Origin of the sequence: Sulfuricella sp., from assembly GCF_035531155.1 — a bacterium.
GTDB lineage: Bacteria > Pseudomonadota > Gammaproteobacteria > Burkholderiales > Sulfuricellaceae > Sulfuricella.
Map to the genome: position 1 here is coordinate 344698 of NZ_DATKTK010000056.1, position 24383 is coordinate 369080.

The window sequence follows — 24383 nt, forward strand, 5'->3', positions numbered from 1 at the left end:
ATCAACCATATGCCGCGCTGCGAAATTTTATCCGCGCCTTGCATTTGGGCGAACTCTGAATTTTTAGAGGCGCCCATAATCGGCAGAATCTAGCATAAAAAAAAGCCCCGCACTAGGCGGGGCTTATTCTGACTGGAGAAGCTTACTTCTGGGTCGGAACCTGAATTTCAGGCTCGACGGTGACGCGGCGGTCAGGCTGCAGGCATTCGATCAGCTTCTTGGTCTTTTTCGTGCCTTTGCACTTGTTGACAGTGTCGGCATCCGGGTTCGGCTCGGATTCGCCTTTGCCTACGGTCTTGACGCGGTCAGCAGCAATGCCTTGGCTGGCCAGATAGGTCTTGACGGCAGCAGCACGGCGCTCGGAAAGCTTCTGGTTGTACTTGTCGGTACCGATGCGGTCAGCATGGCCGGTTACCAGCAGCAGTTCCACTTCGGGGTGAGCCTTCATGCTTGCGACCACTTTATCGTCCAGCTCTTTCTTGCCTTCCGGACGGACCACAGCCTTGTCGAAGTCGAACAGGGTTTCAGCCTTGAATGTCACTTTTACAGCAGGGGCTTCAGGGCCGGCCACGGGTGCAACGGGTAAGACGGCTTTCGGCTCCTCTTTTTTCGGCTCTTCCTTCTTCGCCACCAGATCAGGATCGCATTCGGCGGTCGCCATGGCCGGAGTCCAGTAGCCGGTGCGCCAGCACTGGTTGTAGTTGTTCTTGACCGCGTTGCCGCGGGTGTCGATCAGGTAGCCGGCATTAGCTACATCGTGGGCGAAAGCAGCGCCGGCGGCAGAAATTCCAGTTAAAAGGGTGAGGCTTAAAACAAGTTGTTTAACCAGCGAGATTTTCATTATTGGTTCTCCTTAAGAAATTTAGCGCTATTGTTGTTTGGACTTGCTTTTTATCGCGGTCAGATGTCTAACCGGTTGATGTTTCTATCATACACCATAGATTCGGAACTGCCAAAGCGATGGTTGCCCTGCGGATTGGCCTGGGCTGCGCCGGTATGCTAAAATCGCTAACATTTTGTTTTCGTATATCAACAAGTAAGTTTATAAGAAACTGAGCATCCATGGAACAATTCGCCAGAGAAACGCTTCCGGTCAGCCTTGAAGAAGAAATGCGCCGCTCCTATCTGGACTACGCCATGAGCGTGATCGTGGGACGGGCGCTGCCCGATGTGCGCGACGGACTCAAGCCGGTGCACCGGCGTGCGCTGTTCGCCATGCACGAACTGTCCAACGACTGGAACAAGGCTTACAAGAAGTCGGCGCGTATCGTCGGCGACGTGATCGGTAAATACCACCCCCACGGCGATACCGCGGTGTACGACACCATCGTCCGCATGGCGCAGAATTTCAGCCTGCGCTACCCGCTGGTGGACGGCCAGGGCAACTTCGGATCGGTCGACGGCGACAACGCCGCCGCGATGCGTTATACCGAGATCCGCATGGCGCGGATCGCCCACGAATTGCTCGCCGACCTGGACAAGGAAACGGTGGATTTCGGCCCGAACTACGACGGCTCCGAGCAAGAGCCGCTGGTCCTGCCGTCGAAGATACCCAACCTGCTGATCAACGGCAGCTCGGGCATCGCGGTGGGCATGGCAACCAACATCCCGCCGCACAACCTGAACGAAATCGTGGATGCTTGCCTGCTGTTGCTGGAAAACCCGGAGACCGACATCGAGGAATTGATCGAGATCGTGCCGGCGCCGGATTTCCCGACGGCGGGCATCATCTACGGCACGGTGGGGGTCAAGGAAGGCTACCGCACCGGCCGTGGCCGGGTGGTGATGCGCGCTCGCACCCATTTCGAGGATATCGACAAGGTGGGCGGCAGGCAGGCGATCATCGTCGACGAGCTGCCCTACCAGGTCAACAAGGCCAACCTGCTGATCAAGATCGGCGAGCTGGTGCGTGAGAAGAAGATCGAGGGGATTTCCGACCTGCGCGACGAGTCGGACAAATCCGGCATGCGCATGGTGCTTGAACTGAAGCGCGGCGAAGTGCCGGAAGTGGTGCTGAACAACCTGTACAAGCAGACTCAGATGCAGGATACCTTCGGCATGAACATGGTGGCGATTCTGGAGGGCCAGCCGCGCCTGCTCAATCTGAAGCAGATGCTCGACGCTTTTCTGCGCCACCGGCGCGAGGTGGTGACGCGGCGCACCGTGTTCGAGCTCAGGAAGGCGCGCGAACGCGGCCACATCCTGGAAGGCCTGGCAGTGGCCTTGTCCAATGTGGACGACGTGATTGCCCTGATCAAGGCTGCACCCACGCCGTCTGCTGCCAAGCAGGGGCTGATGGCGCAGGTCTGGCGCTCGCCGCTGGTAGAGGAAATGCTGGCGCGGTCCGCCGCCGATGCCTCGCGCCCTGAAGGCTTGGCGCTCGAATTCGGTTTCTCTGACAAGGGCTACCGTCTTTCCGATGCCCAGGCGCAGGCGATCCTGGAACTGCGCCTGCAACGCCTGACCGGCCTGGAGCAGGACAAGATCGTGTCCGAGTACAAGGAGGTGATGGAAAAGATCGCCGATCTGCTCGACATTCTTGCCAAGCCTCAACGCATCACCGAAATCATCGTCCTGGAATTGACCGCGATCAAGGCGCAGTTTGGCGACAAGCGCCGCAGCGAGATTGTCGTTCACGCCCAGGACTTGAGCATGGAAGACCTGATCACGCCGCAGGACATGGTGGTGACCTTGTCGCACAGCGGCTACATCAAATCCCAGCCGCTCGAGGACTATAGCGCCCAGAAACGCGGCGGGCGCGGCAAGCAGGCCACGGCGATGAAGGAAGAGGATTTCATCGAGAAGCTGTTTATCGCCAACACCCACGACTACATCCTGTGCTTCTCCAACCGCGGCCAGGTCTACTGGATCAAGGTCTACGAAGTGCCGCAGGGCAGCCGGGGCTCGCGCGGCAAGCCGATCGTCAATATGCTGCAACTGGGGGAAGGCGAGAAGATCAACGCCATCCTGCCGGTCAAGGAATTCGACGACGGCCATTTCATTTTCATGGCGACTGCCAGCGGCATCGTCAAGAAGACGCCGCTGTCCGACTTCTCCCGCCCGATGAAGCGGGGCATTATCGCCATCAATCTGGACGAGAACGACTATCTGATCGGTGTGGACATCACCGATGGCCAGCATGACGTGATGCTGTTCACCGATGGCGGCAAGGCGGTGCGCTTCGACGAGGCCGCCGTGCGTGCGACGGGCCGCGTTTCGCGCGGCGTGATGGGCGTGCGGCTGGGCAAGGGGCAGAAGGTGATTTCCCTGCTGGTGGCGGAGAAGGAGAACGAGATCCAGTCGGTGCTCACCGCCACCGAAAACGGCTACGGCAAGCGTACCTCGATCGCGGAATACACCCGCCATGGCCGCGGTACCCAGGGCATGATCGCGATCCAGACCTCCGAGCGTAACGGCAAGGTGGTGGCGGCGACGCTGGTGAATGCTGAAGATGAGATCATGCTGATCACCACCGGCGGCGTGCTGATACGCACCCGTGTCAGCGAAATCCGCGAGATGGGCCGCGCCACTCAGGGCGTGACCCTGATCAACCTCGACAAGGGCGAGAAGCTGATCGGGCTGGAGCGGGTGGTGGAAGCCGAAGGGGGAGAGGCGGGAGAAGAGTGATTTTTTCCGCTGTAGAATACGTGTAAAACCTCACCACGAATGACACGAATGTTCACGAATAAATTCGAGGGCATTCGTGTAATTCGTGGTTAATAATTTTTAGCTTACTATTCAAGTCTTATGGAACGAATCTACAACTTTAGCGCCGGTCCCGCCGCATTGCCGGAGGAAGTCCTGGAGCAGGCGCGCGACGAGATGCTTAACTGGCAGGGCTGCGGCATGTCGGTGATGGAGATGAGCCATCGCGGCAAGGAATTCATGGGCATTGCCGCCCAGGCCGAGTCCGATCTGCGCGAGTTGATGGGGATTCCCGCCAACTACAAGGTGCTGTTCCTGCAGGGCGGCGCTTCCAGCCAGTTCGCCATGGTGCCGATGAATTTGCTGCGCGGTAAAAAAACCGTGGACATCGTCAATACCGGGGTGTGGTCGGGCAAGGCGATCGAGGAAGCGGAGCGCTACTGCACGGTGAACGTCGCCGCCAGTTCGGAAGGTGCCAAATTCAGCTATGCCCCCACCCAGGACAAATGGCGCTTGAGCCAGGATGCCGCCTATGTCCATTACACCCCGAACGAGACCATCGGCGGCGTGGAGTTCCACTGGATACCGGAAACCGGCGGCGTGCCGCTGGTGGCGGACATGTCCTCCAACATCTTGTCCGGCCCGCTGGATGTTTCCCGCTTCGGCCTGATTTATGCCGGCGCGCAGAAGAACATCGGCCCGGCGGGCTTGTGCATCGTGATCGTGCGCGATGACCTGATCGGCCAGACGCTGCCCGGCACGCCGACGATGTTCGACTACAAGATCCATGCCGACCACGACTCGATGTACAACACCCCGCCCACCTATTCGCTCTACATCGCCGGCCTGGTGTTCAAGTGGCTGAAGCGCCTCGGCGGGCTGGCGGAAATGAACAAACGCAACAGCGCCAAGGCCGCGCTGCTTTACGATTGCCTGGACAGCAGCGGCTTCTACCATTGCCCGGTTGCAAAAGACAGCCGCTCGCGCATGAACGTGCCTTTCACCCTCAAGGATGCGGCGCTGGACGAGGAATTCCTCAAACAGTCCAAGGCACGCGGCCTGGCGCAACTGAAGGGCCACCGTCTGCTGGGCGGGATGCGCGCCTCGATCTACAACCCCATGCCGCTGGAAGGGGTGCAAGCCCTGGTGGACTTCATGCGCGAGTTCGAGCAGAAACATGGATAACGAACTTTCACAACACCGCGCCAGCATCGACGCGATCGACGACGAGATGCTGAAGCTCGTCAATCGTCGCGCCGAGCACGCCCAGGCCATTGGTGCCCTGAAGAACGGGTCGGTTTATCGCCCGGAACGCGAGGCGCAGGTGCTGCGCCGGATCAAGGAAAGCAACCCCGGTCCGCTGTCGGGTGAAACGGTGGCGCGGCTGTTTCGCGAAATCATGTCGGCCTGCCTGGCCTTGGAGAAGCCGCTGTCGGTGGCATTCCTCGGGCCGCAGGGGACCTTCAGCCAGGCGGCGGCCATCAAGCATTTCGGTCATGCCGCGCAAACCTTGCCAAGCGCCTCGATTGACGAGGTGTTCCGCGCGGTGGAAGCAGGCAATGCGGATTACGGCGTGGTGCCGGTGGAGAATTCCACGGGCGGTGCGGTGGGTACTACCCTGGATCTGCTCCTGGCTACTCCGCTCAAAATTTGCGGTGAGGTGGACCTGCGTGTACACCAGTTTCTGTTGCGCAAGCCGGGTGCGCTGGCCAAGCCGGTCAAGGTTTATTCCCATGCACAGTCCTTTGCTCAATGCCATGAGTGGCTGAATCAGAATCTGCCGGGCGTGGAGCGTATCGTTACCGTGAGCAATACCGAGGCTGCCCGCCTTGCAGCAGAAGACGAAACGGCCGCTGCGATTGCGGGTGAAATGGCGGCGGAGTGCTACGGTCTGGACAAGTCGGCGCAAAATATCGAGGACAAGCCGAATAACACCACCCGTTTTCTGGTGATCGGCACCCATGACGCGGCGCGTTCAGGCCGGGATAAAACTTCCCTGGTGCTCTCCGCGAAGAACTGCCCCGGCGCAGTGTACCAGCTGCTTGCGCCGCTGGCACGGCATGGCGTGGGCATGACCAAGCTGGAGTCGCGCCCGTCAAATGCCGGCTTGTGGGAATACATGTTCTATCTGGACCTGGAAGGGCATCAGCAGGACGATAAAGTTGCCCAGGCTTTAACTGAGCTTGCCGACAAGGCGGCCTTCCTGAAAATCCTCGGTTCCTATCCCGTGGCGGTGCTATGAAAGGCTGGTAATGCGTGATGAGTAATGGGTGATTGCATCCGCCACCACATTACCCATCACCCATCACCCCATTACAAATATTGAACCATGGACCTATTTAACCTTTCACCTCCCCACATCCGCGCCATCGCGCCGTACCAGCCGGGCAAGCCGATTGCCGAGCTGGCCCGCGAAATGGGCCTGCCGGAAAGCGATATCGTCAAGCTGGCTTCCAACGAGAACCCGCTCGGCGCCAGTCCGCGCGTGCTGGCGGCGATCGAGAACGTGATCATGGGGCTCGCGCGCTATCCGGATGGCAACGGCTTTACGCTGAAAACTGCGCTGGCGGAACGGCATGGTGTCGGACTTGAGCAGATCGTTCTGGGCAACGGTTCCAACGACGTGCTGGAACTGACGGCACGTGCCTTTCTGACGCCTCAGTCCTCTGCGGTGTATAGCCAGCATGCCTTCGCCGTTTACCCGCTGGCGACCCAGGCGGTCGGTGCGCGCGGTATCGAGGCGCCGGCGAAGGATTTCGGCCATGACCCCGAGGCGTTGCTGGCGGCCATCAAAGGTGATACCCGGATCCTGTTTGTCGCCAATCCCAACAACCCTACGGGTACGCTGCTGGACCCCGTACAACTACTCGGATTGATCGAGCGCGTGCCGAAGAATGTTCTGGTGGTGCTGGACGAGGCCTATACCGAATATCTGCCCGATGCGATGAAAAGCGACAGTATCGGCTGGCTGAAACGCTTCCCGAACCTGATCGTCACCCGCACCTTCTCCAAGGCTTACGGCCTGGCAGGCTTGCGCGTGGGCTATGCGCTGGCGAGTGCGCCGGTGGTGGACATGATGAACCGGGTGCGGCAGCCGTTCAACGTCAACAGCCTGGCTCAGGCGGCAGCGGTGATGGCCATGCAGGACGACGCCTTTCTCGACGAATGCCTGGCAATCAACCGCGCCGGCATGGTGCAGTTGACGGATGGCTTCAAGCGTTTGGGGCTGGCTTACATTCCTTCTTACGGCAACTTCGTTGCAGTGCAAGTGGGCAATGCCGCCGCTATCAATCTCAGTCTGCTGAAGCAGGGCGTGATTGTGCGGCCGGTTGCTAATTATGGGTTGCCTGAACACCTGCGCGTCAGCGTCGGGCTGGAAGGGGAAAACAAGGTATTTTTGCAGGCCCTGGAACGGGCTCTTGAGGAGATGAAGAAATGATTATCGTAATGAGCAGCGAGGCAACCGAACAGCAGATCGAAGGCGTCGTCAAAAAAATCAAGGAAGCCGGCCTGGACGCCAATATTTCGCGTGGCACCGAGCGCACCGTGATCGGCGCCATCGGCGACGAGCGCAAGCTGGAGCAGGAGTATTTCGAAGCCCTGCCGGGCGTCGAGCAGGCCATGCATATCGTCAAGCCCTACAAAATCGTCGGGCGGGAATGGCACAAGCAGGACAGCGTGATCGACATCAAGGGCATTCCGCTGGGTGGAAAGCAGATACAGATCATCGCCGGGCCATGCTCGGTGGAAACGCCGGAGCAGATGGCTACGGCGGCGAAGGAAGTGCATGCCGCAGGATGCCGCTTGATGCGCGGCGGTGCTTTCAAGCCGCGTACCAGCCCCTATGCCTTTCAGGGGCATGGTGTGGAAGGCCTGGCGATGTTCCGCACGGCAGCCGAAAAATACAACCTGCCTATCGTCACCGAGCTGATGGATGCGCGACAGCTCGATGCCTTCCTCGAGTACGGCGTCGACGTGATCCAGATCGGCACGCGCAGCATGCAGAATTTCGAGTTGCTCAAGGAAGTCGGCAAGGTCAACACGCCGGTGATCCTCAAGCGCGGCATGTCGGCAACCATTTCCGAATGGCTGATGGCGGCTGAATATATTGCTGCCGGCGGCAACCACAACATCATTTTCTGCGAGCGCGGCATCCGCACCTTCGAAACCTACTATCGCAACGTGCTGGACGTGACCGCCATCCCGGTGCTGAAAAAGGAAACCCACCTGCCGGTGATCGTCGATCCCTCCCACGCCGGCGGCAAGGCGTGGATGGTGCCGGCGCTGTCGCGCGCGGCCATCGCCGCCGGGGCCGACGGCTTGCTGGTGGAAATGCACCCCAATCCCTGCGAAGCCTGGTGTGATGCGGATCAGGCGCTTAATCCGCAGGAGCTGAAAGACTTGATGGTCAGCCTGGGCGCGATTGCCGGGGCGATCGGCAGGACGATCTAGGCGCCGCCGATGAACGCCGATGCTTGCCGATTAACCCATCAACGTATCTATCCGCGTTTATCTGCGCTCATCGGCGATTAATATGGGTTTCCAGCTGAATAAACTCGTCATCTTCGGCGTCGGCCTGATCGGCGGATCCTTCGCGCTGGCCTTGCGCGAGGCTGGAGCGGTGCGGGAAATCGTCGGCGTCGGACGCGCTGCGGGAAATCTGGAGGAGGCCTTGCGTCTCGGGTTGATCGACCGGGCTGCGGTTGATGCAGCCAGCGCGGTGCAAGATGCGGATCTGGTGATGCTGGCCGTCCCGGTCGGGCAGATGGCGGCGGTGATGGCGTCGATTTCGCCGCATCTGTCGGCGCAGACCGTCGTCACCGATGCCGGCAGTACCAAATGCGATGTGGTGGCGCTGGCGCACCAGCATCTGCCGGGCCACCTGGCGCGCTTCGTGCCGGCCCACCCGATCGCCGGCGCCGAAAAAAGCGGGGCGGCTGCCGCCAGTGCCGAGCTGTATCGGGGCCGCAATGTGGTGATCACGCCGATGCCCGAAATCGACCCATCGGCAGTGCGCACGGTGCGCGACCTATGGGAGGCATGCGGGGCGACGGTCAGGGAAATGACGCCGCAGGCCCACGACGAGGTCTTCGCCGCGGTTTCTCATTTGCCGCACCTGCTGGCTTTTGCCTTGGTCGAGGACATCGCCTCGCGCAGCAACAGCGAGGAGCTGTTCAGCTACGCCGCCAGCGGCTTCCGCGATTTCACCCGGATTGCCGGGAGCTCGCCGGAAATGTGGCGTGACATCTGCCTGGCCAATCGCACTGCGCTGCTCAAGGAGCTCGAAGTTTACCAGGCGCAGCTTGACCGTCTGCACGCCATGCTGGAGCATGCCGACGGGGCGGCGCTGGAGCAGGTTTTTAGCCATGCCAGTGCGGCACGCAACAAGTGGATCTCTCAAAAATTCTGATTGAACCGCAGAGGCGCTGAGGCGCAGAGAGAACCCCGGTTCGTGGTTTTCTCTGCGCCTCAGCGCCTCTGCGGTAAAAGGTTTTAATTATGGACTATCTCGATCTTTCTCCCATTTCCCGTGTTAGCGGCACCGTTCTGTTGCCCGGCTCGAAAAGCATTTCCAACCGCACCCTGCTGTTGGCTGCGCTGGCCGAGGGCGTCACTGAGGTCAAAGCCCTGCTTGCCTCCGACGACACCCAGCATATGCTGGCTGCGCTCAAGCAACTGGGCGTCAACTGGGCACAGCACGGCGATAGCCGGGATTACCGGGTGGAGGGCGTGGGCGGCGAGTTTCCGGTGAAGCTGGCCGATCTGTTTCTGGGTAACGCCGGCACTGCCTTTCGTCCGCTTACCGCCGCTCTGGCGCTGTCTCACGGCGAATACCGATTGAGCGGCGTGCCGCGCATGCACGAGCGGCCGATCAGCGACCTGGTCGATGCGCTGCGCCAGCTCGGTGCGGATATCGCCTACCTGGGCAACGATGGCTACCCGCCGCTTGCCGTCAAGCCGGCAGCGATCCGGGCGTCAGGCCGGGTCCAGGTGCGCGGCAACGTTTCCAGCCAGTTCCTCACGGCGCTGCTGATGGCCGCCCCGCTGGCGCGCCAGGATGTGACCATCGAGGTGGTCGGCGAGCTGATCTCCAAGCCCTATATCGAGATCACCCTGAACTTGATGAGCCGATTCGGTGTTGAGGTCGAGCGTCAAGGCTGGCAGGCGTTCACCATTCATGCCGGACTGACATATCGCAGCCCGGGCGTGATCCATGTCGAGGGGGATGCTTCGAGCGCTTCCTATTTTCTTGCTGCCGGCGCTATTGGCCAGGGGCCGGTGCGGGTCGAAGGCGTGGGCAAAGCCAGCATCCAGGGCGACGTGCGCTTCGCCGAGGCGCTGGAGCAGATGGGCGCCGAAGTTTCTATGGGCGACAACTGGATCGAGGCGCGTGCTCCCAAAAGCGGGAAACTCAAGGCTATCGACCTCGACTGCAACCATATTCCCGACGCAGCGATGACTCTGGCGGTGGCAGCCCTGTTTGCCGACGGCACAACCACTCTGCGCAACATCGCCAGCTGGCGAGTCAAGGAAACCGACCGGATCGCCGCGATGGCGACGGAACTGCGCAAGGTCGGCGCAACCGTGGAGGAAGGGCCGGACTACATCCGCGTCACCCCTCCTCACGCCTCACGTCTCACCCCGCACGCTTCTATCGACACCTACGACGATCACCGCATGGCGATGTGCTTTTCCCTGGTGGCGCTGGGCGATGTGCCGGTGCGCATCAACGACCCAAAATGTGTCGCCAAGACTTTTCCCGACTATTTCGAGCGCTTAAGCTCAATAGCGAAAACTGCCTGATGTAAAGATTTGCGATGACCAACCCCTCACTCCTCACTCCTCACCCCTCACCAGAAATCCCGGTTATCGCCATCGATGGCCCCTCCGCATCCGGCAAAGGTACGGTGGCGCAACTCGTCGCCCAGGCGCTGGGCTTCCACTATCTCGACAGCGGCGCCTTGTACCGGTTGCTGGCCTTGGCGGCAGGGCGGCACGGCGTGTCGTTCGACGACGAGGAAGGGTTGGCGCGCTTGGCGGAAGGGCTGGCCATTCGTTTCGAGGGCGGCGAGGTGTGGCTGGAAGGCGAGCAGGTGGGGGATGCGATTCGCACCGAAGAGTGCGGCAACGGCGCATCGCGCATCGCCGCCTATCCCCGCGTGCGTGCGGCGCTGCTTGATCTGCAGCGCGCCTTCCACAAGACGCCGGGCCTGGTTGCGGACGGTCGCGACATGGGCTCGGTGGTGTTCCCCGGTGCGATGCTCAAAATATTTCTGACCGCCAGCGCTGAGGTGCGGGCCGATCGCCGGTATAAACAGTTGATGGAAAAAGGAATGCATGCTAATATTAAACAGATTTTGCATGACATTAGGCAACGCGATGAGCGCGACAGCGCGCGGAGCGTGGCCCCATTGCAAAAATGTGCGGATGCCAGTCTGCTGGATACCAGTTCCCTGACCATTGTCGAAGCGGTGGACGAGGTGCTGGTGCGGTTCAAGCAGGTTCGTGTCCGATAGGCGCCTCGAGCTCCAACAGTTTTGTCGGTTGAAACATTTCTTTCGCTCTTGTGCCCTTTGGGTAATCGCGGCATGTTTCCCTTTTCAGGCTGTTAGAAACTTCTGGCGGGTGATAACTAACCCCGTTGATTGACGGGATTTTTCAGGTTTTTTAAACAATGACTACTGCTTCCCCTTCTGTTTCCCAATCCATGGAAAGTTTCGCCTCTCTGTTCGAAGAGAGCTTGTCCCACCAGGAAATGCGCGCCGGCGAGGTCATCACCGCCGAGGTCGTGCGTGTCGATAACGACAGCGTGGTGGTTAATGCCGGTCTGAAATCAGAAAGCGTCATTGACGCCAACGAATTCAAGAACGACAAGGGCGAAATCGAAGTGAAACCGGGCGATTTCGTCAAGGTTGCGATCGAAATGCTGGAAGACGGCTATGGTTCGACCAAGCTGTCGCGCGAGAAAGCCAAGCGCGTCGCCGCCTGGCTGGATCTGGAAGCCGCCATGGAGCAGGGTACGCTGGTTAGCGGTATGGTCCAGGGCAAGGTCAAGGGCGGCCTGACCGTGATGGTCAATGGTATTCGCGCCTTCCTGCCGGGTTCGCTGGTGGATATTCGTCCGGTCAAGGACACTACCCCCTTCGAAAACAAGGAAATGGAATTCAAGGTCATCAAGCTGGACCGCAAGCGCAACAACGTTGTGGTTTCGCGCAAGGCAGTGCTGGAGCAGAGCCTGGGCGCCGAGCGTCAGGCCCTGCTGGGGAACCTGAAAGAAGGCATGGTGGTCAAGGGTATCGTCAAGAACATCACCGACTACGGCGCGTTCGTGGATCTGGGCGGTGTCGACGGTCTGCTGCACATCACCGACCTGGCTTGGCGCCGCGTCAAGCATCCTTCCGAAGTGCTGGCTGTGGGTGATGAAGTCGAAGCCGTGGTGCACAAGTTCGACCAGGAGAAGAACCGCGTTTCCCTGGGCGTCAAGCAGCTGGGTGATGATCCATGGGTCAACCTGTCCCGCCGCTATCCGCAGGGCACCCGCATGTTCGGCAAGGTCACCAACCTGACCGACTACGGTGCGTTCGTCGAGATCGAGCAGGGCATCGAAGGCCTGGTGCACGTCTCCGAAATGGACTGGACCAACAAGAATGTGCATCCGGGTAAAGTGGTGCAGTTGGGCGACGAAGTCGAAGTCATGATCCTGGAAATCGACGAAGAGCGCCGCCGCATCTCCCTCGGCATGAAACAGTGCAAATCCAATCCGTGGGATGATTTTGCCGTTACCCACAAGAAGGGTGACAAAGTTTCCGGCCAGATCAAGTCCATCACCGACTTCGGCGTGTTCATCGGCCTGCCTGGCGGCATCGACGGTCTGGTGCACCTGTCCGACCTGTCCTGGAATATGCCGGGCGAAGAAGCGGTGCGCAACTACAAGAAGGGCGACGAAGTCGAAGCCATGGTGCTGGCGATCGACGCCGAGCGCGAGCGCATCTCCCTGGGTATCAAGCAGATGGAAGGCGATCCGTTCACCAATTACGTTTCCGTTAACGACAAGAACAGCATCGTCAAGGGTATCGTCAAGTCAGCAGATGCCAAGGGTGCAGTCATCACTCTCGACGGCGAAGTGGAAGGTTACCTGCGCGCTTCCGAAGTGTCGCGCGACCGTGTCGAGGACATTCGCACTCACCTGAAGGAAGGCGACGAAGTCGAGGCCAAGATCATCAATATCGATCGCAAGAACCGCAATATCAACCTGTCCATCAAGGCCAAGGATATGGCGGACGAAGCCGATGTGATGCAGAAGATGTCGGCGAGCGATACCGGTGCTGCCGGCACCACCAGCCTTGGGGCGTTGTTGAAGGCCAAGATGGATACGAAGAAAACTGGCCAATAACAATCAAACCTCGGAAGGTCAAAGCTTATGACAAAATCGGAGCTTATTTCGAAGCTGGCAATGCGTTACCCGCAATTGGTAACCAAGGATGCAGAGCTGGCGGTGAAGACGATCCTCGACGCAATGGGAGAAAGTTTGTCCCAGGGCGAGCGGATCGAGATCCGGGGATTCGGCAGTTTTAGCCTGAATTACCGGCCACCCAGAGTCGGGCGCAATCCCAAAACCGGCGGCAAGGTGAGCGTACCTGAAAAATACGTGCCACACTTCAAGGCCGGCAAGGAATTGCGCGAGCGGGTTGATGCCAATTAAATCGGATAAGTTGGGTTACTGACTAACCGGAAGGAACGGCGGCATAATCGAAAGATCATGCCGCCTTTTTCTTGTTTTAATGATTGAGGAATAATGCGCTACTTGTCTTGGTTGCTTGGCTTCGTTCTGTTCCTGCTGGCCTTGGGTTTCGCGGTGAAGAACAGCGACACCGTCATGGTCAATTATTATCTGGGATACCAGTGGCAGGCACCGATGGTTTTGGTGGTACTGGTGTTTTTCTTCGCGGGTGTTGCGGTCGGTGTGGCGGCCAGCCTGCGCTTTATTTTCCGGCAGCGGCGTGAGATTTTTTCCCTCAAGCGGGAAATGCGGGCCAGGGCGCAGGCGGGCAAGAGTAATGAGGAATGAGGAATGAGGAATGAGTGATGCTCCCCCTTTACCTCTTACCCACTACTCATAACTCATAACTCATAAAGATGGAATTCGAATACTGGTGGCTCCTGACTTTCCCGTTGTTCTTCAGCCTGGGCTGGATGGCGGCGCGGATCGATATCAAGCATGTCCTGTCGGAATCGCGCAGGCTGCCCGCCTCCTATTTCCAGGGGCTGAACTTCCTTCTCAACGAGCAGACCGACAAGGCGATCGAGGCTTTCATCGAAATTGCCAAGGCCGATAACGAAACGGTAGAACTGCAATTTGCACTCGGCAGCCTGTTCCGCCGGCGTGGCGAGGTGGAGCGAGCCATCCGCATGCACCAGAGCCTGCTGGAGCGCAGCGACCTGGAAGAGGAAAAGAAACTGACCGCGATGAACGAACTGGGTCAAGATTATTTGAAAGCGGGCTTGCTGGACCGTGCCGAGCAGGTTTTCAGCGAGCTGCAGCAAACCCGCTACTCCAGCGGGGCGCTGAAATACCTGCTGGAAATCTATGTGCTGGAAAAGGATTGGCTCAAGGCAGTAGAAGCGGCGCACAGGCTGGGTGAGATTTCCAGCCGCTCCTACCTGGTCGAGATCGCCCATTTTTATTGTGAACTGGCTGCCAGCGAGCTTGCCAATTCCGACCATGCGGCAGCCCGCGAGCATCTGGATGAGGCGCTACGCGTGAATCGCGACAGTGTGCGCGCCAACATTCTGCATGGCGACATTGAAATCGCCGAAGGGCGGCACGAAGCTGCGATCCAGTGCTGGAAGCGAATTGAAACGCAAAACCCGGCACATCTCGCTCTGGTGGCGGAACGGCTTCTGGCGAGCCATCGCACGCTCGACCGGTTTGCCGAAGGCATGGATCTGCTGCGCGGCTACCTTGCGCGCTACGGGTCGCTGGATATGTTGAACGTGATCTTCCAGGCAGTGCTTGAAACCGAGGGGCCGCATGTCGCCTACCAACTGGCGCGCGACGAGTTGCGGCGTAATCCCAGCATGCGCGGCCTCGACCGGCTGCTGGAGGCGCAACTGATGGAAGCCCCAGCCGAGCGCAGGCAGGATTTACAGTTGGTGCATAATTTAATTCATCAGCATTCCGCCGGGCTGGCGCTGTATCGTTGCGAGAATTGCGGATTCAGGGCGCGCCAGTATTTCTGGCATTGCCCCGCCTGCGGCAAGTGGGAAACTTATCCGCCTCGTCGCAGTGAGGAAATCGAAGTGCTGGTCAAGGCCAGTATGCAGGACTTAATGTGAGGTGAGCATGAACAATCCTGTAGTCATCGTCGCCCTTGATTTCGCTACGCAGAAGAACGCGCTGGCGCTGGTGGACAGACTGGATCCCACGCTGTGCCGACTCAAGGTTGGCAAGGAAATGTTCACCGCCTGCGGTCCGCTGCTGGTGGAAGCGCTCATGCAGCGCGGATTCGAGGTTTTCCTCGACTTGAAATTCCACGATATCCCCAACACCGTGGCAAGAGCCTGCAAGGTAGCCGCCCGGCTTGGCGTGTGGATGGTCAATGTCCATGCGCTGGGCGGGCATCGTATGATGGAAGCAGCACGCGATGCGTTGGAGGGTGTGGCCTCTCGGCCCAAGCTGATCGCGGTGACCGTGCTGACCAGCATGGGGCAGGCGGATTTGAATGAATTGGGCATACCCGGCGAGCCGCGCGAAACGGTGCTGCGGCTGGCAAAACTGGCGCAGGCCAGCGGCCTGGATGGGGTGGTGTGTTCCGCGCAAGAGGCACAACCGTTGCGGCAGGAACTGGGGACGGATTTTTGCCTGGTGACGCCCGGAATTCGTCCGGCGAACACCGCGCGGGACGACCAGGTGCGGATCGTCACGCCGTCGGAGGCAATCCGCCTCGGCTCGGATTATCTGGTGATCGGCCGGCCCATTACCAAGGCGGCCGATCCCCTGCAGGTTCTACAGCAAATCAATCTTGAACTTAGTGGAGTGAAACAATGAAAATCAGCGTGATCGGCACCGGCTACGTCGGACTGGTAACAGGAACCTGCCTGGCGGAAGTAGGCAACGATGTATTGTGCCTGGACGTGGATGTGAACAAGATCAACATCCTCAAGCAGGGCGGCATCCCGATTTACGAGCCGGGCCTGGAGGACATGGTCAAGCGTAACGTGGCGGCCGGCCGGCTGCGTTTCACCACCGACGTGGCCGAGAGCGCAAAGCACGGTGCGATCCAGTTCATCGCCGTGGGCACGCCGCCGGACGAGGACGGCTCCGCCGACCTGCAGTACGTGGTCGCTGCAGCGCGCGCCATCGGCCAGAACATGCAGGAATACAAGGTGATCGTGGACAAGTCCACGGTACCGGTGGGAACTGCCGACAAAGTACGCGTCGCTGTCCAGGAAGAACTGAGCAAGCGCGGTGCCCAGCTCGAATTCAGCGTCGCCTCGAATCCCGAATTTTTGAAAGAAGGCGCGGCGGTGGACGACTTCATGCGCCCCGACCGCATCGTGCTCGGCGCCGATGACGCCCGTGCCGTGGAACTGATGCGCTCGCTGTATGCGCCCTTCAACCGCAACCACGACCGCCTGATCGTGATGGACATCAAGTCCGCCGAACTCACCAAGTACGCCGCCAACGCCATGCTGGCCACCCGCATCTCGTTCATGAACGAGCTGGCATTGCTGGCCGAGAAAATGGGCGCGGACATTGAGAACGTGCGCCACGGCATCGGTTCCGATCCGCGCATCGGCTACCATTTCCTCTATGCCGGCTGCGGCTATGGCGGTTCCTGCTTCCCCAAGGACGTGCAGGCCATGCAGCGTACCGCCAAGGAATACGGCAGCGAGCTGAGAATTCTCAATGCCGTGGAGGTGGCTAACGAGCGTCAGAAGGAAGTGCTGCTCGACAAGATCACCGCCAAATTCGGTAACGACCTTAGCGGCAAGAACATCGCTCTCTGGGGTCTCGCATTCAAGCCCAACACCGATGATATGCGTGATGCCCCCAGCCGCGTGCTGATCAAGGGGCTGTGGGAACGCGGCGCCACCGTGACCGCGTTCGACCCGGTGGCGATGCATGAGGCCACGCGAATATTCGGCAACGATCCCCGCCTGAAACTGGTGGATACTCAAATGGCTGCGCTGGAAGGTGCGGATGCCCTGGCCATCGTCACCGAGTGGCAAGTATTCCGCGCGCCGGATTTCGCCGCGCTCAAAGCCAAGCTCAAGAACCCGGTGATCTTCGACGGCCGCAACCTGTACGATCCGAAGGATGTGCGCGCCCATGGGATCGAGTATTTCGCCATCGGACGCTTGTAAACAACGTAATGGGTGATGGGGGATGGGTGATGAAAACCTCCGTCCATCACTCATTACCCATGACTCATTGCTAATCTATGAAATTACCTAACTTCGAAAATGCCCGCGTCCTGGTCGCGGGCGACATCATGCTCGATCGCTACTGGTTCGGCGAGGTGAGCCGCATCTCGCCCGAGGCGCCGGTGCCGGTGGTGCATGTCAGTCGCACCGAGGAACGGCCGGGCGGCGCCGCCAACGTGGCGCGCAATGCCGCATCGCTGGGCGCCAAGGTTTCCCTGCTGTCGGTGGCGGGCAAGGACGAGGCGGGCGACAGCCTGGCCCGCCTGCTGCACAACGAGAGCGTCAACGTGGTGCTGCATCGCGATGAAGGACTCGATACCACTATCAAGCTGCGCGTGATCGGGCGGCAGCAGCAGTTGCTGCGCATCGATTTCGAGACTTCGCCGAGTCACGAGGTGCTGCTCAGCAAACTGGCGGATTTCGAGAAAATGCTGGCCGACACCGATGTGGTGATCCTGTCCGACTACGGCAAGGGGGGGCTGACCCATATCCGCCAGATGATCGAGCTGGCCAATGCCATGCACAAACCGGTACTGGTCGATCCCAAGGGTGATGATTACGCGCGCTACTATGGCGCTACCCTGCTCACGCCCAATCGGGGCGAGTTCCGCGAGGTGGCTGGGAGCTGGAAAAGCGAGGAAGAACTGGCGAAGAAAGCGCAGCAGCTGCGCCGCGATCTCGATTTGCAGGCGCTGCTGGTGACCCGTAGCGAAGAGGGAATGACGCTCTACCGCGAAGCGGGCACGGTGCACGAACAAGCTCTGGCGCGTGAGGTTTACGACGTCAGCGGCGCGGGTGACACCGTGATCGCCACCCTGGGCGTGCTGCTGGCGAGTGGCGCCACCATGCCGGAGGCGGTGCACATGGCCAATCTTGCTGCCGGCATCGTGGTCGGCAAGCTGGGCACGGCGGTAGTGAGCCGCGAGGAATTGATGGCACAAGCATAAAGTCTTTACCACGGATTAACACAGATATTCACCGATTTACACGGATAAACCAAAGGCTTTAATCCGTGAACATCCGTGTTAATCCGTGGCTAAAATAGCTCACAGTCAAACAAGAGGAAAAACCATGTATTACATCGTCACCGGAGCAGCCGGCTTCATCGGCGCCAATATCGTCAAGGGTCTGAATGACCGCGGCATCACCGACATCATCGCGGTGGACAATATGAAAAAGGCCGACAAATTCAAGAACCTGGTGGATTGCGAGATTGCCGATTACCTGGATAAAGGGGATTTCCTCGACCTGTTACTCGACAGCGCGTTCGAGGGCGATGTTGCCGCCGTGTTCCACGAGGGGGCCTGCTCCGATACCATGGAGACCGATGGCCGCTACATGATGGAGAACAACTACCGCTACACCGTGTCGCTGCTGGACTATTGTCAGAACGAGGATGTGCCGCTGCTGTATGCTTCCTCGGCCAGCGTCTACGGCGGCGGCACGGTGTTCAGCGAGTCGCGCGAGCACGAGGGGCCGCTTAACGTCTACGGCTATTCCAAGTTCCTCTTCGACCAGTACGTGCGCCGCATGTGGCAGCACAAAACCTCGCAGATCGTCGGCTTCCGCTACTTCAACGTATACGGCCCGCGCGAGCAGCACAAGGGGCGCATGGCCTCGGTGGCCTTCCATTTCTTCAATCAGTACCAGGCCGAAGGCAAGGTCAAGCTGTTCGAAGGCTGCGACGGCTACGCCAACGGCGAGCAGCGGCGCGATTTCGTGTCGGTGGAGGATGTGGTCAAGGTCAACCTGTGGTTCCTCGATCACCCCGAGCAATCCGGCATTTTCAACCTCGGTACCGGCAACAGCCAGACCTTCAACGACGTGGCGGTGGCGGCAGTGAACGCCTGCCGCAAGGCGAAGGGCGAGGCGGCGTTGAATCTGGGCGAAATGCAGGCGCAGGGGTTGGTCGAATACGTGACCTTTCCCGAGGCGCTCAAGGGCAAATACCAGAGCTTCACCCAGGCGGACATCTCCGCGTTGCGCACGGCGGGCTACAATGAGCCGTTCCTGACCGTGGAGCAGGGTGTGGAGCGCTACGTGGGCCATCTGCGTCAACGCGCGTAGCGCTACGGCGTTAACAGGGATGCAAGTCGGTTTTGTTAATCAACCAAAGGGGATTTTCATGAAAAAACTGTTTCTTATCCTGGTCGCCTGTTTCGCATTTGCTACCGCCGCTTTTGCCGGTCAGGTCAACCTGAATACTGCCAGCGAATCTGAACTTGATACACTGAAGGGCGTCGGCCCGGTGAAAGCCAAAGCGATCATGGACTATCGCGCCAAAAATGGCCCGTTCAAGTCGGTGGATGATCTGGAAAAGGTGCCGGGTTTTGGCAAAAAAACGGTGGACAAGCTGCGCGTCGACTTGACGGTGAACGGTGCTGCTGCACCCTCCAAGGCCGAAGGGAAGGCCAAGCCGGAAGCCAAGAAGGATGCAGCTCCCGCCAAGGGGGAGGACAAGGCTGCCAAGAAGGATTACAGCAAGAAAGCTGCTGACAAGAAGTAATTGTTACCGAAGCATTACCACAACAGCCCCGCTTGCGGGGCTGTTGTTTTTTGTGGGGCGTTTGAGTGTTTCGTGCAAATGCTTTAAATTGAACAAATTGGCATTAACTAGAAAGAGAGCGGCATTTGTCTGATGCAGGGTTAAAGCTGATTCCGTCCTGGGCGATGGAGCTTCATGCCATAGCCATAGCGGTGCTGGATGAGGAGGGCCGGGTTGTCGAGTCCAATCGGGGCTTTCTTGCCATAACAGCGGAAGCGAAAGCGGAGGGGGCCGGAGTGCGCCTGACCAAGCCGGATAGGGTAGTGCTCAGTCAGGCAGAAGTCGGGCTGGACGGCAAGGTATACACTGGGGCAATTGTCCTTGCCGCTGCATCGGATGGTTGGGGCATTCTGTCCGGCAGCATCTACCATACCGGATCAGGATGGCTGCTCGCCGCCGAGGTGGGCGTATCGGCATACCAGCAGCTCAATGGCGTGATCGAGCGGCTGGGCCGGGAGCTGGAGGACACAGAACGCACTCTGGCGCGGCGCAATCAGGCGCTGCAAAAAGCACTGGAGGAGATCGAGACGCTCAAGTGCCAGGACGCCCTGACCGGTTTGGCTAACCGCAGAAGCCTGGATGACCGCATCACCGAAGAAATCGGCCGCTGGGAACGGTATCGCCGTCCGCTGGGGCTGATATTGATGGAGATGGATGACTTCGGCGGGGTCAATGAAAACTATGGCCGCGAAGTGGGGGATGAGCTGCTGCACCATGTGGCGACGGTGATCACCCACTCGGTGCGCACCACCGACCTGGCGGCACGCTACGGCGGATTGGAGTTTGCCATGCTGCTGCCGGAAACCAATGAAATGGGCGCGCTGATCGTGGCCGAGCGGCTGCGCATGGATCTGGAGGGGCAGTTTATCCTGCCCATGACACGACCGCTGACCGCCAGTTTCGGCGTAGCCATGCTATTGCCGGGGGAGAGCCGCCAGGAGCTGTATGCCAGGGCTGGGCGGGCGGTTGGGCATTCCAAGAAAAACGGCAGGAATTGCGTGACCATGGCGGGGGTGATCAGCGAATGCGACCAGCTATACCGGGTTGCGCCACAAAGCACGCAAGGAACAGGCGAGAATGTTTAAAAGCATCGAGGAATTCGTCGGCAATACGCCACTGGTGAAGCTGAAACGATTGCCAGGTAATACCGGCAACACCGTGCTGGTCAAACTGGAAGGCGGCTGGAAGCCGCGATCGATGCGGCCAACCGGTGAAACACGAATGTTCACAATTAGCTCAGAGCCATTAGCATGGCTGGTCTGATTCACTTGTTTGGTGAGTCGACGTTTGTCTTTTCTATTCGTGTTAATTCGTGAAAATTCGTGTCATTCGTGGTTAATCGTCGTTTTAAGGATGTAGGCTTCCGGCAGGCTGTCCGTGCCTTGATCCTGTTCGCGTTGTTTTCTCCCGTTGTCCAGGCCGGGCAAATCACGCTGAGCGTCGACGACATCTCTTCACCCGCTTTTCACGCCAAGGCCATTAGCGCCTCGCTGGACGGGCCGGATTTTTCCCATTTCGAGGCGCGCATCGGAGAGCTTTCCCTGCGCGATCGGACCTGGCGCAAGGTGCGCCTGACCTGCGTAAAGACTCAGTGGAATAATGGCGAGATACGCTGCGACCAAGGCGAGCTGGATCTGGGTGAAAAGTTGCCGGTACGCTTCGTTTATCAGCAGCAGTCAAAAAAGCTGGCGCTGACTCTGGACTTTCCTCGTGGCGAGACCTGGCAACTTAGTGCGCAATGGGACAAACCCGGCTGGAATGTCCGGGCCGAGGCCCGCAACGGGCAGGTCGCGCGGCTGGCCGGATTCCTTCCGCAGGGCGGTCTGCGACCCACTGCCGGAACGTGGAGCGGCAGCATCAGCCTAGCCGGCGGCCGGACTGGGGTGGAAAGCGGCATTGCCGATGCGGTGTTCAAGGATATTGCTTTTACCGATGCCAGCGGACTGCATGCCGGCGAGAAAATCGCTGGCGGGGTGCGATGCGATGCGTCGCGCCGGAAAAGCGGCTGGCTATGGCGGGGCGAGGTGGACTGGAAATCCGGCGAGGCCTTCTGGCAGCCGCTTTATTTTGCCGATGGCGGGCACCGTTTTGCCGGGCAGGGCAGCCTGGAAGCGGGCTTGTTGCGCGTCAGCCAGGGCAGCCTGCGGCTGGCGGGAGTGGGGGAGGCTCAGCTTTCCGGTGTGTGGGATAGGGCGGGCCGGGGCCTGACGGATTTCGATCTCAAGGCGGCGGGCATCGACGTGGCCGGGCTGTATCAGGTTCTGCTCAAACCCTTCCTGGAAAAAACCGCCTTCGCCAAGCTGCAGGCCAAGGGCGGCGCCGATCTGGCATGGCGCTACCGCGACGGCGTGACTACCGACTTCGACCTCAGCCTGCGCGCTGCCGAATTCGTCGACGAGGAGCAGCGCTTCGCGCTGCGTGGCATGAACGCCCGTATCCCATGGTCGAACAAGGAAGAGCGTCAGGCGGAGTTTAGTTTTCAGAGTGGCGAGGTTTTGCGCCTGGCGCTGGGCGAGACACGGGTGCCGCTGACGATGAAGGGCTGGCAGCTCAGCACGCCCGATTTTTCCATTCCGCTGCTCGATGGCAAGCTTAACCTCGACGGCTTCACTGCCAGCCGCAGCGATGGCGGCTGGCAGTGGCGCTTCAGCGGCGGCCTGGCACCCATTTCGATGGAGCGTTTCAGCGAGGCATTGAAGCTGCCGCTCATGCATGGCACGCTGGCCGGCATCATTCCCGCCGTCAGCTATGCCGGCGGCAATCTCAAGGTGGATGGCGCCTTGTTGTTCAAGGTGTTCGACGGCACGGTAGTGGTCAAAGACCTCTCGCTGCAGGAGCCTTTCGGCCGCATTCCGCGCCTGCTGGCCAGTCTCGACATGCGCAACCTTGACCTTGATCTGCTGACCCGCGCTTTTTCCTTCGGCAACATGCAGGGGCGCATCGACGTAGCGGTGGCCGGGCTGGAACTGTCGAACTGGCGTCCGGTGCGGTTCGATGCCAAGGTGGCAAGCAGCCCCGGAAACTATCCGAAGAAGATCAGCCAGAGCGCAGTGCAGAGCATTTCGTCTCTGGGCGGCGCCGGGGCAGCCGCCGCGATACAGCGCAGCTTTCTGAGCTTCTTCGAACAGTTCGGTTACGACCGGATCGGCCTTTCCTGCGTGCTGCGTAACGGGGTGTGCCTGATGGACGGCGTCGAGCCGGCGCCGCATGGCTACGTTATCGTGAAGGGCGGCGGCATACCGGCGATCAGCGTAATCGGTTACAATCGCGAGGTGAGCTGGGACGAGTTGCTGGAGCGGCTGAAGCGGGTCACCCAGAAGAATGTGAAGCCGGTTATCCAGTAAAGCATCAGGAAGGAGATTGAATGAGAACATTACCCATGGCTATGGCCGTGTTGCTGGCGGCAACGGTTTCGGCGTGCGTCACCATCAACATCTATTTTCCCGCAGCGGCAGCAGAAAAGGCTGCCGACAAGATCATCGACGAGGTGTGGCAGCTGAAGAAACAGGGCGACGCACCGGCACCGGCCAAACCGGACGAACAGAAATAGGAGGTCACAATGTACAGCCAGATTCTTCGTTTGTGGATGGTCGCTGCCCTGCTGTGGATGCCTTTGCTGGCGTTTGCCGCAGCCGACCTGGAAATCAACACGCCTGCCATCGGTAGCCTGAAAATGACCATGCAGCAGCGCCATGACCAGCTTGCAGGTCACTATGCCAGCGGCGCGGTCGGCCTGACGCGCAACGGCCTGGTTGCGGTGCGAGACGCTGCCCTGGTGCCGCTGGCGCAGCGGCAGGCGGTAAATGGGCTGGTCGCGGCGGAGAACCAGGATCGCCAGGCCCTGTACCGCGAGATTGCACGCGCCAACGGCCATCCGGAATGGGAGGAGGAGATACGCGCCACCTTCGCCCAGCGTTGGGTGCAGAAGGCTGCGCCGGGATGGTGGTATCAGAATAACGCCGGGGCATGGGTGCAGAAATAGTGACACCCGTTCTGGTATTCGACATCGAGACAGTCCCCGACATCGATGGTCTGCGCAAGCTCAACGGGCTCGGGGACGAAATCGACCCGGCCCAGGTGGCGGAGATGGCCTTCCACCAGCGTCGCCAGGTGACGGGCAGCGATTTCCTGCAACTGCACGTGCAGCGCGTGGTGGCGATCTCCTGCGCCTTGCGCGAGCGCGACAGCTTCCGCATCTGGTCGCTGGGCAGTCCCGAAGACGACGAGGCCGAGCTGATCCGCCGCTTCTTCGAGGGCATCGAGAAATACACGCCGCAGATAGTGTCGTGGAACGGCGGCGGCTTCGACCTGCCGGTGCTGCACTACCGCGCCATGATCCACGGCATCCAGGCGCCGCGCTACTGGGACATGGGCGAGGACGACCGCGAGTTCAAGTGGAACAACTACATCAGCCGTTACCATACCCGCCATCTCGACCTGATGGATCTGCTCGCACTCTACCAGCCGCGCGCTAATGCGCCGCTGGACCAGATCGCGCAGCTCGTCGGCCTGCCCGGCAAGCTCGGCATGGACGGCTCCAAGGTCTGGGATGCCTTCCAGAACGGCGAGATCGACGGTATCCGCAATTATTGCGAAACCGACGTCGCCAATACTTACCTGGTTTACCTGCGTTTTCAGCTGATGCGTGGTGCGTTGACGCGCGAGGCGTACCAGTCCGAGTGCGATCTGGTGCGCGCTACCTTGAGCAAGTCCGATGCGCCGCACTGGCAGGAGTTCCTGGCGTTGTGGAAATGAAAACCATATC

General features: G+C 59.8%; 23 protein-coding genes and 1 pseudogene. 23 read left to right on the forward strand and 1 reads right to left on the reverse strand.

The window, feature by feature from the left end; all coding sequences use genetic code 11:
- Positions 1 to 142: 142 nt before the first annotated feature.
- On the reverse strand, positions 143 to 841 hold the full coding sequence (locus tag VMV64_RS14040; RefSeq protein WP_325331387.1) for an OmpA family protein: 699 nt from the start codon (positions 839 to 841) through the stop codon (positions 143 to 145).
- A 221-nt stretch (positions 842 to 1062) separates the two neighbouring features.
- Between VMV64_RS14040 and gyrA the strand changes: the two genes are divergently transcribed.
- The 23 genes and pseudogenes from gyrA (at position 1063) to VMV64_RS14155 (ending at position 24373) form a co-directional block, all read left to right on the forward strand.
- Positions 1063 to 3627 carry a DNA gyrase subunit A gene (gene gyrA / locus VMV64_RS14045; protein ID WP_325331389.1) on the forward strand — a complete coding sequence of 855 codons (2565 nt, stop codon included), beginning with the start codon at positions 1063 to 1065 and terminating at the stop codon, positions 3625 to 3627.
- 120 nt (positions 3628 to 3747) lie between these two features.
- A complete protein-coding gene (gene serC / locus VMV64_RS14050) occupies positions 3748 to 4830 on the forward strand; it encodes a 3-phosphoserine/phosphohydroxythreonine transaminase (RefSeq protein ID WP_325331391.1) in 1083 nt (360 codons plus the stop codon).
- Entirely contained in the window at positions 4823 to 5887 is a 1065-nt protein-coding gene (pheA, locus tag VMV64_RS14055) for a prephenate dehydratase (protein ID WP_325331393.1), read from the forward strand. Before serC ends, pheA begins: the two co-directional genes overlap by 8 nt.
- Positions 5888 to 5974: 87 nt before the next feature.
- Positions 5975 to 7084, forward strand: coding sequence for a histidinol-phosphate transaminase (gene hisC / locus VMV64_RS14060; protein WP_325331395.1), 1110 nt, complete (start codon positions 5975 to 5977; stop codon positions 7082 to 7084).
- Positions 7081 to 8097, forward strand: coding sequence for a 3-deoxy-7-phosphoheptulonate synthase (aroF, locus tag VMV64_RS14065; RefSeq protein ID WP_325331397.1), 1017 nt, complete (start codon positions 7081 to 7083; stop codon positions 8095 to 8097). The genes hisC and aroF overlap by 4 nt, the downstream gene beginning before the upstream one ends.
- A gap of 82 nt (positions 8098 to 8179) precedes the next feature.
- Complete coding sequence (locus tag VMV64_RS14070) at positions 8180 to 9055, forward strand: prephenate dehydrogenase (RefSeq protein ID WP_325331399.1); 876 nt, start codon at positions 8180 to 8182, stop codon at positions 9053 to 9055.
- Between the two features lie 89 nt (positions 9056 to 9144).
- Complete coding sequence (aroA, locus tag VMV64_RS14075) at positions 9145 to 10449, forward strand: 3-phosphoshikimate 1-carboxyvinyltransferase (protein WP_325331401.1); 1305 nt, start codon at positions 9145 to 9147, stop codon at positions 10447 to 10449.
- 14 nt (positions 10450 to 10463) lie between these two features.
- A complete protein-coding gene (gene cmk / locus VMV64_RS14080) occupies positions 10464 to 11162 on the forward strand; it encodes a (d)CMP kinase (RefSeq protein ID WP_325331403.1) in 699 nt (232 codons plus the stop codon).
- Between the two features lie 158 nt (positions 11163 to 11320).
- Positions 11321 to 13039, forward strand: a complete 1719-nt coding sequence (gene rpsA / locus VMV64_RS14085; protein ID WP_325331405.1) for a 30S ribosomal protein S1 — start codon at positions 11321 to 11323, stop codon at positions 13037 to 13039.
- A gap of 27 nt (positions 13040 to 13066) precedes the next feature.
- Positions 13067 to 13348 carry an integration host factor subunit beta gene (locus VMV64_RS14090; RefSeq protein ID WP_325331407.1) on the forward strand — a complete coding sequence of 94 codons (282 nt, stop codon included), beginning with the start codon at positions 13067 to 13069 and terminating at the stop codon, positions 13346 to 13348.
- Positions 13349 to 13441: 93 nt separating this feature from the next.
- Positions 13442 to 13714, forward strand: coding sequence for a LapA family protein (locus VMV64_RS14095; protein ID WP_325331409.1), 273 nt, complete (start codon positions 13442 to 13444; stop codon positions 13712 to 13714).
- A 68-nt stretch (positions 13715 to 13782) separates the two neighbouring features.
- Positions 13783 to 14982: a lipopolysaccharide assembly protein LapB gene (lapB, locus tag VMV64_RS14100; RefSeq protein WP_325331411.1), complete on the forward strand. Its 1200-nt coding sequence runs from the start codon at positions 13783 to 13785 to the stop codon at positions 14980 to 14982.
- A 7-nt stretch (positions 14983 to 14989) separates the two neighbouring features.
- A complete protein-coding gene (pyrF, locus tag VMV64_RS14105) occupies positions 14990 to 15694 on the forward strand; it encodes an orotidine-5'-phosphate decarboxylase (protein WP_325331413.1) in 705 nt (234 codons plus the stop codon).
- Positions 15691 to 17013 (forward strand): UDP-glucose/GDP-mannose dehydrogenase family protein, encoded by a 1323-nt coding sequence (locus VMV64_RS14110; RefSeq protein WP_325331415.1) that lies wholly within the window; start codon positions 15691 to 15693, stop codon positions 17011 to 17013. The genes pyrF and VMV64_RS14110 overlap by 4 nt, the downstream gene beginning before the upstream one ends.
- A gap of 77 nt (positions 17014 to 17090) precedes the next feature.
- Positions 17091 to 18020 carry a D-glycero-beta-D-manno-heptose-7-phosphate kinase gene (gene rfaE1 / locus VMV64_RS14115; protein WP_325331417.1) on the forward strand — a complete coding sequence of 310 codons (930 nt, stop codon included), beginning with the start codon at positions 17091 to 17093 and terminating at the stop codon, positions 18018 to 18020.
- Positions 18021 to 18144: 124 nt separating this feature from the next.
- A complete protein-coding gene (rfaD, locus tag VMV64_RS14120) occupies positions 18145 to 19140 on the forward strand; it encodes an ADP-glyceromanno-heptose 6-epimerase (RefSeq protein WP_325331419.1) in 996 nt (331 codons plus the stop codon).
- 58 nt (positions 19141 to 19198) lie between these two features.
- A complete protein-coding gene (locus tag VMV64_RS14125; protein WP_325331420.1) occupies positions 19199 to 19579 on the forward strand; it encodes a ComEA family DNA-binding protein in 381 nt (126 codons plus the stop codon).
- 125 nt (positions 19580 to 19704) lie between these two features.
- A complete protein-coding gene (locus VMV64_RS14130) occupies positions 19705 to 20703 on the forward strand; it encodes a GGDEF domain-containing protein (RefSeq protein ID WP_325331422.1) in 999 nt (332 codons plus the stop codon).
- Positions 20696 to 20797: pseudogene (locus tag VMV64_RS14135) on the forward strand (cysteine synthase B); the annotation flags it as partial. The gene VMV64_RS14130 and the pseudogene VMV64_RS14135, both read left to right, overlap by 8 nt.
- 143 nt (positions 20798 to 20940) lie before the next feature.
- The gene (locus tag VMV64_RS14140) at positions 20941 to 22962 is read left to right on the forward strand and encodes a hypothetical protein (RefSeq protein ID WP_325331424.1); all 2022 of its coding nucleotides are present in this window, start codon (positions 20941 to 20943) and stop codon (positions 22960 to 22962) included.
- 20 nt (positions 22963 to 22982) lie between these two features.
- On the forward strand, positions 22983 to 23168 hold the full coding sequence (locus VMV64_RS14145; protein WP_325331426.1) for a hypothetical protein: 186 nt from the start codon (positions 22983 to 22985) through the stop codon (positions 23166 to 23168).
- 9 nt (positions 23169 to 23177) lie between these two features.
- Positions 23178 to 23600 carry a YdbL family protein gene (locus tag VMV64_RS14150; protein ID WP_325331428.1) on the forward strand — a complete coding sequence of 141 codons (423 nt, stop codon included), beginning with the start codon at positions 23178 to 23180 and terminating at the stop codon, positions 23598 to 23600.
- Positions 23600 to 24373: a 3'-5' exonuclease gene (locus tag VMV64_RS14155; RefSeq protein ID WP_325331430.1), complete on the forward strand. Its 774-nt coding sequence runs from the start codon at positions 23600 to 23602 to the stop codon at positions 24371 to 24373. The genes VMV64_RS14150 and VMV64_RS14155 overlap by 1 nt, the downstream gene beginning before the upstream one ends.
- The last annotated feature ends 10 nt before the right edge of the window (positions 24374 to 24383 follow it).